The 9152-nt window shown below is 64.4% G+C and carries 6 protein-coding genes and 1 pseudogene; all 7 read left to right on the top strand.

Annotation, left to right across the window (positions count from 1 at the left end; translation table 11 throughout):
- Positions 1-92 precede the first annotated feature (92 nt).
- Entirely contained in the window at positions 93-1091 is a 999-nt protein-coding gene (locus tag APM_RS22545) for a transposase (RefSeq protein WP_256379467.1), read from the top strand.
- A gap of 1291 nt (positions 1092-2382) precedes the next feature.
- Entirely contained in the window at positions 2383-4743 is a 2361-nt protein-coding gene (locus APM_RS07205) for a TonB-dependent receptor (RefSeq protein ID WP_051788188.1), read from the top strand.
- Between the two features lie 171 nt (positions 4744-4914).
- A complete protein-coding gene (locus tag APM_RS07210; RefSeq protein ID WP_007422697.1) occupies positions 4915-5670 on the top strand; it encodes an energy transducer TonB in 756 nt (251 codons plus the stop codon).
- A gap of 166 nt (positions 5671-5836) precedes the next feature.
- Positions 5837-6859: an ABC transporter substrate-binding protein gene (locus tag APM_RS07215; protein ID WP_039888032.1), complete on the top strand. Its 1023-nt coding sequence runs from the start codon at positions 5837-5839 to the stop codon at positions 6857-6859.
- A gap of 25 nt (positions 6860-6884) precedes the next feature.
- Positions 6885-8441, top strand: a complete 1557-nt coding sequence (locus APM_RS07220; RefSeq protein WP_007422699.1) for an iron ABC transporter permease — start codon at positions 6885-6887, stop codon at positions 8439-8441.
- Positions 8438-8908 carry an ATP-binding cassette domain-containing protein gene (locus APM_RS07225; RefSeq protein WP_007422700.1) on the top strand — a complete coding sequence of 157 codons (471 nt, stop codon included), beginning with the start codon at positions 8438-8440 and terminating at the stop codon, positions 8906-8908. Before APM_RS07220 ends, APM_RS07225 begins: the two co-directional genes overlap by 4 nt.
- Positions 8908-9152, top strand: a pseudogene (locus APM_RS22550) (ABC transporter ATP-binding protein); the annotation flags it as partial. The gene APM_RS07225 and the pseudogene APM_RS22550, both read left to right, overlap by 1 nt.

Below are 9152 nucleotides of genomic sequence, written 5' to 3' on the forward strand. Positions count from 1 at the left end.
TCTACCAGCCGCCGCGTAGCGCTCGCTCGCCAAAGCAAGGCCGTCATTAGACTGCGCTTACGCTGTTCGGGCTTTCGGAGCATCTTGAGCGTCTGAGCAAGACCGGGGACCCGCTGGAGGTTCTGGAAGCGACGGTCGATTTCGAGCATTTCCGTGGCTGGCTGATTGACGGGCTGGGCTACGGGGACGGAGCCAGGGGTGGCCGCCCGCCCTTCGACCCTGTTTCGATGTTCAAGGCGCTGATCCTTCAGGCCCAGCACAATCTGAGTGATGCCAGGATGGAGTTCATGATCCGGGACCGCCTGTCCTGGATGCGCTTCCTGCGCTTTGATCTTGGCGGGCCGACGCCGGATGAGAACACGATCCCGCTGTTCCGTAACAAACTGACCGAGACCGGCACGCTGAAGCGGGTGATGAAGGCGTTCGACTGGCAGTTGCAGAAGAAGGGCTACATCCCGATGTCGGGCCAGATCGTCGATGCGTCGCTGGTGCCGGCGCCGAAGCAGCGGAACACGGGCGTAGAGAAGGAGGCGATCAAGGCCGGCAAGACAGCGCGTGAGATCTGGCCGGACGAGCCCCACAAGGCAGCGCAAAAAGACACGGACGCGCGGTGGACGCTCAAGATCGGCGGCAAGATCCGGTATCGGCCGGACGGCACGCCACTGCCCCAGATCGCGATGCCAGTCGCCAAGCCTTGGCGCAGGCTGCACCTCACGCGGATACCGAAACGCCGTCGCCGAGTCCCGTACCACCTTGCGTACCGTCGCTCGCGACACCGCCAGACGCCGCACAATCTCCTTGATCGGCAGATGTTCATCAAAATAAGCCCTCCGAATCTCCCCAATACCATCCACCCCGATCATCTCCCTGAAAATCTCCGAAGCTCACAAAAAGCGTTAGGGAGGGTCCTGACATCATTTGTCAGATGGGTCGAAATTGGACGCGATTTCCGCCCCTCAGGGGATCACTGTTGCAAGCGAATTTACAGGCAAAGTTCACAAAACTGGTACAATGCCAACTGGCAGACGGCTTTGGGGGCCACGCAACCGGTGAGGAGCGATTTGACGCCCTGCTCGGGCTGCTGGGCATGATCTCAGTCACTGGAGGTCACCAGCCAGAGCAAAAGCATACAGCCAGAGGCCGGATCTGCATGGGAGGGATGGATACTCGGGCGATTAAAGCGCAGTATCCTCACTCCACGAGCACCGGAAATGTAGGAAAAATTGCGTGACAGGAATTGCGGGGCGGCGATCATGACCTTGGCTGCAGAAGCTTTCGCCGCCTCGGTAGAATGTCACCCCAGATTGTTTTGAATGTGAACCGTAAAATTAACTTACGGGGCTTGATTGGGTAAAATTCTGAAAAGACCCTTTATTTTCAAGGGACTTTTACCACCTACTTTTGAGTTCGGTTCGTCATTCCTGTCAGACCCACCTTTGAAATGATGTTGATCTTTTTACTGAATTTCACACTCCTGCAGACAGTGCGACTTCGAATGAAGTAGGAAAAACTGTGGGGGAGATAGAGGGGTATTTTTTCAGTTACCTTTTAATATAATACAACATTATCAATATATTATTTACCATCTCTTGACAGACACCCCATCCGCCATATACGCCATGTGACAAACTGAAATTTCTTAATTTTCATCCTGTTCACCGCCGAGTTCCGCCAGATGGTGGTCACGCTGCATGCCGCCCGGAAGTCTCGGTGCTCCGCCATCGACGGCAGAACCACCCGGCGCCCCGGCTAGGCAAGGCCGCAGCGGCACCAGAGCCGGAAAAAATCCACTCGGACCGCACCCCAGTGGAAAATGCCTCACTAGGCCGACCATGCCGAGGAAGGCGTTCCTCTCACAGACCTCTTGCAGCAGCCTGTTAGATCGACGCACCGGGGCTCTCCGAACGAAAATGAGTTTGATTAAAGGCTAGACGTGGCGCTATACCCCAACATATAATATTGAAATCCTAACAAAAATATACATCCACAACCGTGCCCCTGCGCAATCTCAGCCACGCGCAACCCGCCGATGATCTCTTCCGGCTTGTGATTTCGCGCCATTCCAATTCTCCTTCTCCCTCAGGCCAAAATCTGAAACAAGCCCGGACCACTCAGAAGGCGGCAGGTCACGACTTGGCCGTTCACCGCGCTGTGATGTGAATATGACAATCGTGAGTCGCTTTGCTGAAGCTTTGATGAAAACAGGTCCCGAACACTGTTGGTTACATTGTGTTTAAGGAACCCGTCTGGTTACTCCCCGCCCAACATCGAGCGTGCCCGCCGGCAATCAGTCCGGCGAGAACGCGATTCGATGACTGATCGAATGGAAAAGGGATCTCAACAGTGCGGCTTTCCTCCGGCGTTCGTCATACTGATCGAGTCATGCAGCTTTCGCTCATGGCGCTTCTGCTGTCCACCAGTTGTCTCATTCCCGCCGCGGCATACGCGCAAACAGTGAGCGCCGGCGAGGTGAGCGCGTCCAGCGCGCTGTCGCTGCCCGGCGTCACGACCGCGCCGAGCCAGAAGAAGGTCTTCAAGTCTGGCAATACGACCCGCGTCCTGAACCGCAAGCTCCTCGAAGCCGCCGGCCCCGTCGCGGGCGCCGCGCAGATGCTGTCCTATGCCCCAGGCGTGCAGATCACCGGCTACGGCAACACCGGCGCGTCCAAATATACCGTGACGCTGAATGGCGTGCAGCAGGGCTGGGGCGGCTTCGGCGGCTTCACTGGCGACGGCGCCATCGGCGTGACGCTGGACGGTGTTCCGGTCGTCGATCCGGGCAGCGATCTCTGGCAGTCGAACATGATTCCGCAGAGCGGAATGATCCAGAGCGTGACAACCACTTATGGCCCCGGCAACGCCGCCGACCGCTGGTACAACAACCTCGCCGGAACCATCGAGTTCACCCCGGTGCAGCCGACGGCCAAGCCCGGCGGCGACATCAACCTGACCTATGGCAGCTACGGTCAGAAGAACATCGAGTTCGACCTGCGCACAGGCAACTATCACGGCTGGTCCACGGTCATTGCCGGCGGCGCCGGCGACGGCAACAGCTTCCGCAAGTCGCCGGACGGCTTCCAGAGCCCGTCCAACGACTATTCGATCTACCTCAAGACCGTGAAGAACTTCAGCGCCGGCAATTTCGCCTTCGGCGGCTACTTCGCGCGCAGCGCCGGCTATCGCGTGCCGGTCATCCCGACCTCCCCGATCCCGGGCGTCACGATCAGCGGAAACGCGGGCGCGCCGCTCTACAGCCAGCAGACATCAGGCTTCTACAGCGCGCCTCCTTACAACTACTACGAAAAATTCGATACCGACGCGCTGTGGATGGTCTTCGCGCGCGAGAACATCGAACTTGATGATTCGACCACGCTGCACAACCTGACCTATTACGAGAACTTCACGCGCACGCATTCGCGCCTGTATGATTTCGGCAGCGTTGGCCCGCAGCGCTATGAATACAACAACCCGTACACGAACGTCATCGGCGACAAGCTGTGGCTGACCGAAAAACTGCCGTTCAATACCTTGAATTTCGGCGGCTACTACATCCATACGCTCTATAACAGCCGGAACAATTTCTATAACACGGTGTTAGGCGGCAACAAGGGCGTGGTCAATGCCGGCGGCAAGATCCGGTCGTCCTACTTCAACGTCGATAATTTCGCGATGTTCCTCCAGGATGACATTCATCCGGTCAGGGCGCTGCACATCATCCCCGGCATCCGCTTCGTCAGCTTCCAGACCAGCTATTCCGACTCGGCGCTGCAGGATTTCGCGTTCGCCCCGGGTGTCGGCCTTTCGACGCATTGCGTGCTGGATGGCAGCACCGCGACCAGCGGAACCACGCAGGCGACCGATCAGGGTTCATCCTGCGGATCGCATGTAAGCCGCAACGGCGTGGAGCCGTCCATCTCGGCGAACCTGCAGGTCATGCCGTGGATGGCGCTGTACGGTTCGTATGGCGAGGCGTTGCGCACCCCCAGCGTTGGCGGCGGCGGCGGCCTGTTCCAGAAGATCAACCCGACGACCGGCTATCAGCTCGAGCTCGGCCAGTACTACGACATCGGCGCGAAATTCCATGTCGAGAATGGGCGGTTCCTGCATCACTTCGTCGCCGGGGTCGACTATTTCCACCTGCGCTATGCCAAGCAGTCGCTCAGCACGCAGCTCGCCAACGGCAACGCCCTGTTCGCCTCCGGATCGTCGATCTACCAGGGCGTGAACATGTTCGCCGACGACAATCCGCTTTATAATCTCTACGTCTTCGGCAACGCCTCGTTCATCGATGCGAAATACCAGACCTACATCACCGGCGGCACCTCCTATGGTGGGCGGCATGTGCCCTACGTGCCCTCGGTCAACTTCAATATCGGCGCCTATTACGACATCCCGATCGGATCGATGCTGCTCGAACCGCGCATGTGGTATCAGTACACGGGCAGCCAGTACATGTTCAACAACAACACCGGCGCGCCGAGCAACCGGAAAATGCCCGGCTATGGCACGCTGAACATGTCCGCCAAGCTCACTGTCCCGGTGACCCTGCCTTACGTGGGCCACAAGAGCATGGATGTGTCGCTGACGGCATTGAACATCACGAACAATCAATACAATGCCTATGAATACATCGGCACGGGCGGCTACTTCAACTATTCCGGAACCGTCCCGGCCTCCGGCTTCACCTATGCCTATCCCGGCGCGCCGTTCACCATCTACGGCAGTGTCGGCTTCCACTTCTGAGGTTGCGGCGCGGGTCCATGTGCCCGCGCCGATATCCCGCCGTTAGACAAGTCGAGGCAACGCGTTTGCCGCGGGTTTTCTTTCTCCCTGCCGCGTCGTCGGCGATCGGCCGCCTGATGGCTGATCGCCGCGGCGCCAGACTTCGTATCGCTACTGCTCGATCGGATATCCATGAACACTCTTCGCGGCGCTGGTGATGGCATGAATCCCTTGCCTGAAGGTCGCCTGTCATTTCCCATCGCGCTCGTTGCGGCGCTGATCGTGGAAGTCGTTCTCGTCGTTCTGGTTGCCAGCATGCCGCCAAATCCCGTGCCGGCGGCGCGCCATCCGCAGGTGACGCGGATCAGGATGCTGGCCCCCCCGCCGAAGCCGAAGCCCGTCCCGCCGAAGCCGCTGCCCCCGCCGCCGAAGCCCGTGCAACCGCCCAAGCCGCACGTGCCGCCGCCACCGCCGATCCCGAAGCCGCCCCTGCCAGTTCCGGTCCCGAAGCCGTTGCCGAAGCCCGTGCCCAAGCCGCGTCCGAAGCCCGTGGTGCATCATCGGCCGGCGCCGCGGCCAAAGCCGGTGGCGCACCAGGTGCCGAGGCCCGTGGCGCCGACACCGCCGAAGCCGCAACCGGTTCCCGCCGCCGTCCAGGAGAACGCGCTCGAAGCCTATGCCGGCTCCGTGCATGCCGCCGTGCAGGGCGATCTCAAGGTGCCGGAGATGGTCAAGATGCTGCATCTGTCCGGCGTGACCGAACTCGCGCTCCGCATCGCCCCGAGCGGGCAGCTTCTCGGCGTCTCGGTGATCCGGTCTTCCGGCGCGCCGCCGATCGACCGGGCGGCGCTGGCCGCGGTCAGGGCAACCCGGTTTCCGCCCTTCGGCGCGACGATGCCGCATCACCCGATCACCGTGGACATCTCGATCCGTCTGCGCACCAACTGACGGTGCGCGCGAAGAGCCCCGATTTGATGACACTACGATGAAACTTGTCGCCGGCTCTGACATCTTCTTGAGGCGGGCAACCCTGGCGATTGTCCGCCGGCGTCCCGCCAACTAGACGCTCGGTGACGGAATTGAAGAAATTGAAGCGAAGGTCACGGAGATCGTCATGCGACGAGTGATTGCGGCTGGGTTTGGCGTGGCCATCATCATCATTGCGGCGGTGCTGCTCTGGCCGGCACCGGCGCGGGGACTCGTGCTCTACGCCGCGCTCGACTACGCGCCCGCCATCGGCAAGGCCTTCACGAAAAAGACCGGAATCCCCGTCCGCGTCATCCGCCTGTCGACCGGCGCGCTGCTGGCGCGGATCACCGCCGAGGGCCATCATCCGGACTGGGACATCGGCTGGTTCGACGGCGCGACCGCCGCCGTCTCGCTCGATACGGCCGGCCTGCTGGCCCACGGCCTGCGCCCGCCCGTACCGCTGACCGCGACGGGCCGCTCGATGTTGCCGCCCGACGGCGCCTATATCCCCACCGGCTTCACCCTGGCCGGCGTTTTCGTGATGAACAACGCATCCACCCTGAAGCCGCCGAAAGCCTGGAACGATCTCACCGCGCCGCTCTATCACGGCGTCGTCGGCATGAACGACCCCGCGATTTCCGGGCCGACCTACCCCGCGCTCGCCGGCATGCTCAAGCAGGCGGGCGGCTGGCCGCAGGGCAAGGGCTTCGTCGCCGCGCTCAAGGCCAACGGGCTGCAGGTCTTCGCCAAGAACGATGCGACGCTGGCCGCCCTTCGGAACGGCACGATCAAGCTCGCGATCGTCCAGTCCTCCGCCGCCGTCAACGTGGCGCGGAATATCGACCATCACCTCACCGTCATCTATCCGCGCCCCGCCTACGTGCTTCCGAACGTCATCGTCCTGCCGAAGGGATTGCACGGCCGCGCGCTGCGCGAGGCGAAGGCCTTCATCGCCTTCGTCGAAAGCCCCGCCGGCCAGGCCATCCGCAAGCGCGAGGGCGAGGGCGACAGCTATTACTGGCCGGTCACCGCGCTTCCCGCGCCCCGCCACGCCCTGCCGCCGCTGACGACGCTCGATCTCGCAACGCTCGATGCGGCGCGCTGGGGCGCGCGCGAGAAGACCGTGCTGGCCTGGTTCGCCCACGCGATCGATGGGGCCGGCTCTTGATCCCGCAGTGCGGAACCGGCTGCCGATGAGAGTTGGCGCCGCCGGCCTTCGGGCCGCGATCATGGCAGGGCTGATCGCGACCTTCTTCGTCTACCCGCTGCTCCGCCTGCTGGTCATGCCGTTCCTCTCCGGTCACGGCGCGGCGGGCGACTGGCCGGCCTTCGCCGTCTCCCTGCTGCTCTCGGTCGGCACGGCGATCGTCGCGGCACCGCTCGGCGCGCTCTTCGCCCTCTTCACCACGACGGCGGCGGGCCCGGTCGCCCGCGCCGCCACGCTGACGCTCTGGGGCCTGTTCCTGACGCCGAGCTACATGCTGACGACCGGCTGGATGATCATCTTCAGCGGCCATGCCCTGCGCGCCACGCTTGCCGGGCAGGCCTTCTTCGGCGTCGGCGGCCTGCTGATGCTCTATGTCGTCAAGGCCCTGCCGTTTTCCGCCCTGGTCGCGCGGGCGACCCTCGCCGCCGCCGATTCGGCTCCGGCCGAGGCCGCCGCCATCCACGGCGTTCCCTTCATCCCGCGCGTGCGGATCGGCCTGCGCCTGCTCGCGCCGGCCATGGCGGTCGGCTTCGCCATCGCGGTGATCGAGACGATGCAGGAATTCGGCATCCCGGCGACGCTGGGCGTCACCAGCCACGTGCCGATCCTGACCTACGCGATCTACCAGCACCTCGCCGAAACCCCCACCGATTTCGCCGGCGCCTCGATCCTGTGCTGGCGCCTGATCGCCGTCGCGGCGGTGTTCGGCGGCCTCGCCATGGCCTGCCGCCGGCAGGGCGCGGCGATCCAGCATGGGCGGATGCGCCCGCCCGCGCGCCAGCGCCCCGCCCGGCGGCGCGAACTGGCCTTCGCCGCGCTCACCTGCCTGTTCGCCCTGGTCGGCATCGTCATTCCGGTCGCGGCGTTGTTCGTGCGCGCGCTCCAGCCGCTGACCGCGTCGATGCCGCATCCCGGCGCGGTGCTGCGCTCGCTCGGCTTCGGCATGGTCGGCGCGACGATGTCGCTCGGCGTCGCCGTGCTGATCCTGCGCCTGCGCGCCGCCGGCGCCCGCCGGATGACGGCGGTGCTCGATGTCGCCCTGGTCGCCAACATGGCGGTGCCCGGCCTCGTGCTCGCCGCGAGCTACATCGTCGCCTTCAACAATGATCTCCTCCCGCTCTACGGCACCCGGCTCCTGCTGCTGATCGGCTATACCGCGGGCATGGCCCCGCTCGCCCTGCGCATGATGCAGGGCGCGCTGGACGATCTCGATCCCAACCTCGTGGCGGCGGCGCGGCTGCACGGCCTGCCGCGCCTGACGCGGCTGGTGGATATCGAGGGCATGCTGCTGATCCGTCCCTTCACCTACGCCTATCTGCTGGTCGCCGCCGCGATCATGTTCGAACTGCCGGTCTCCGAACTGCTCTATCCGCCGGGGGCCACGCCGCTCGGCGTCGCCATCGTCACCCTCGACCAGATGAGCGACTACGCCGCCTCGGCGCGGCTCGCCCTGTTCGGCCTCGGCGCGATGGCCGGGCTCGCCCTTCTGCTCGCCGCCGGTGTCGCCCTGCTCGCCGCGCCGCGGCGTCTGCGCCCGGCATGAGCGCCGCACTCGCCATCGACGGCGTCGCCGTGCAGCGCGGCGGCCGCCTGGTCGTCGAGGAGGCGTCGCTGGGCCTGGCCCACGGCGAATGCGTCGTGCTGGCCGGCGAGTCCGGATCGGGCAAGACCAGCCTGCTGCGGGTGATCGGCGGGCTCGACCGCCCGGCCCGCGGCACCATCCGCATCGGCGGCGCCGTGGTCGACGATGCCGCCGCCACCTTCATCCGCCCCGAATCGCGCGGCCTCGGCATGGTGTTCCAGGATTTCGCGCTGTGGCCGCATCTGTCGGTGCTGGAAAACGTGGCGGTGGTGATCCGCGACCGCGCCGGGCGGGATCGCAAGGCGCTGGCCCTTCTCGACCGGTTCGGCGTCGCGTCCTGCGCCGGGCGCCTGCCGGCCACCCTGTCCGGCGGGCAGCAGCAGCGCGTCGGCCTCGCCGCGCCCTGGCCGCAGCACCTCGCCTGCTGATGCTCGACGAACCGTTCTCCAGCCTCGATGTCGAGACGAGGGAAACCCTGCGCACCGAGCTGCGCGCGCTGATCGTCGAATCCGGTCTCGGCGCGCTCTGCATCTCGCACGACCCGGCCGATATCGCGCGCCTCGCCGACCGCGTCGCCGTCCTCGAGGACCGCCGCCTGACCGCCTGCACCACGCCGGACGCCATGTTCGCCCGGCCCGCAACCCCCTACGCGGCGCGCCTCGCCGGGCTGTG

Origin of the sequence: Acidiphilium sp. PM (genome assembly GCF_000219295.1) — a bacterium.
Taxonomy (GTDB): Bacteria; Pseudomonadota; Alphaproteobacteria; order Acetobacterales; family Acetobacteraceae; genus Acidiphilium; species Acidiphilium multivorum.